This window comes from Pseudarthrobacter sp. HLT1-7, from assembly GCF_059383435.1.
The window spans coordinates 1-1,368 of the sequence record NZ_JBWZCH010000040.1; the positions used below are offsets into that span (position 1 = coordinate 1).

General features: G+C 70.0%; 1 protein-coding gene. It reads left to right on the forward strand.

The genetic code is table 11. The features are described 5' to 3' along the window. Positions 1 to 1,368: HNH endonuclease signature motif containing protein (locus AC50X6_RS18700; protein WP_494967633.1), on the forward strand; the 1,368-nt coding region annotated here is incomplete at its 5' end.

The following is a 1,368-nucleotide window of genomic DNA, read 5'->3' on the forward strand; positions in this document are numbered from 1 at the left end:
CAGGAACTCGGCTCCGCCGTCGCCGCCGGAGAAATCGCATCCCGGGCCGGGACCATCATCGCCGTGGCCCTGGACCGTGTCCGGCACACCTGCAACGCCGCGGCCGCGGCCCGGATGGAGCACGCCCTGACCCGCACCGCCGCCGAGAACGACCCGGACTTCCTGGTCCGCGTGGCCCGGGGCTGGACCGATGCCCTGGACCAGGACGGCGCCGAACCCTCCGAGGAACTCCTGCGCCAACTCCAGGGCGCCTTCATCCGCAAACCCCGCCACGGCCTCCACCACGTCGAGATCTTCGCGACCACCGAACAATTCGAACACCTCCTCACAGTCATGAACACCGCCACGAACCCCCGCACCGGCGCCACCCAGACATCCTGCGCCCAGCCAGCCGGGACCGGTTCGGGCCCCGGTTCGGATTCCGGCCCCGGTGCGGATTCCGACCCCGGTTCGGATTCCGGCCCCGGTGCGGCTTCGGCAGCAGGTTCGGCTACCGGTTCAGGGCTTGCCGCAGCGGACAGCCGCGCCGCCGCGGTACCGGCAACAGTGTCCGGCGCGGCCGGGCTGTCAACGCCCACGGGTACCTGGGCGTCCGCCGGCGTGGCACCCGCCGCCGGCACCCCGGAGGACGACCCCGGCACGGCGCGCCTGGACCTCCGCTCACGGGCACAGAAGCTCCTCGACGGCCTCATCGGTGCCTGCAAAGTTGCCCTCGCCACCGGCTCACTGCCCGCCGCCGGCGGACTCCGCCCGCAGGTCATGGTCACCATCGACTACCGGGACCTGCTGGCCCGGCTCGCGACCACCGACGGCAACGGCAACGGCAACGGCAACGGCAACGGCAACGCCGACCTGCAAACCACCTCCGCCGGCCCCGGCCCCTACAGTCCCACCTCCCCCGGCCGGCCTACGGAACACACCGCGGAACACACCGGAACCCTGCTCTTCACCGGACCCGTCACCGCCTCCACGGCGCGGAAAATCGCCTGTGACGCGGATATCATCCCGGTCCTGCTCGGCGGGGAAGGCCGGATCCTGGACATCGGGAGAGCCTCGAGAATCTTCCCGCCACACATCCGCAAAGCCATCACCGCCCGCGACCAGGGCTGCGCCTTCCCCGGCTGCACCATCCCCGCCCCCTGGTGCGAAGCCCACCACATCACCTACTGGTCCCGCGGCGGAACCACGAGCACGGAGAACGGCGTACTGCTCTGCTCCCACCACCACCACATCATCCACAAAGAACAATGGACCATCCAGATCCGCACCGGCATCCCCTGGTTCATCCCGCCCCCACACCTTGACCCGGGACAAAAACCCCACCGAAACCACTACTTCCGACCCACAGATCTCAACACATCGGCGTGA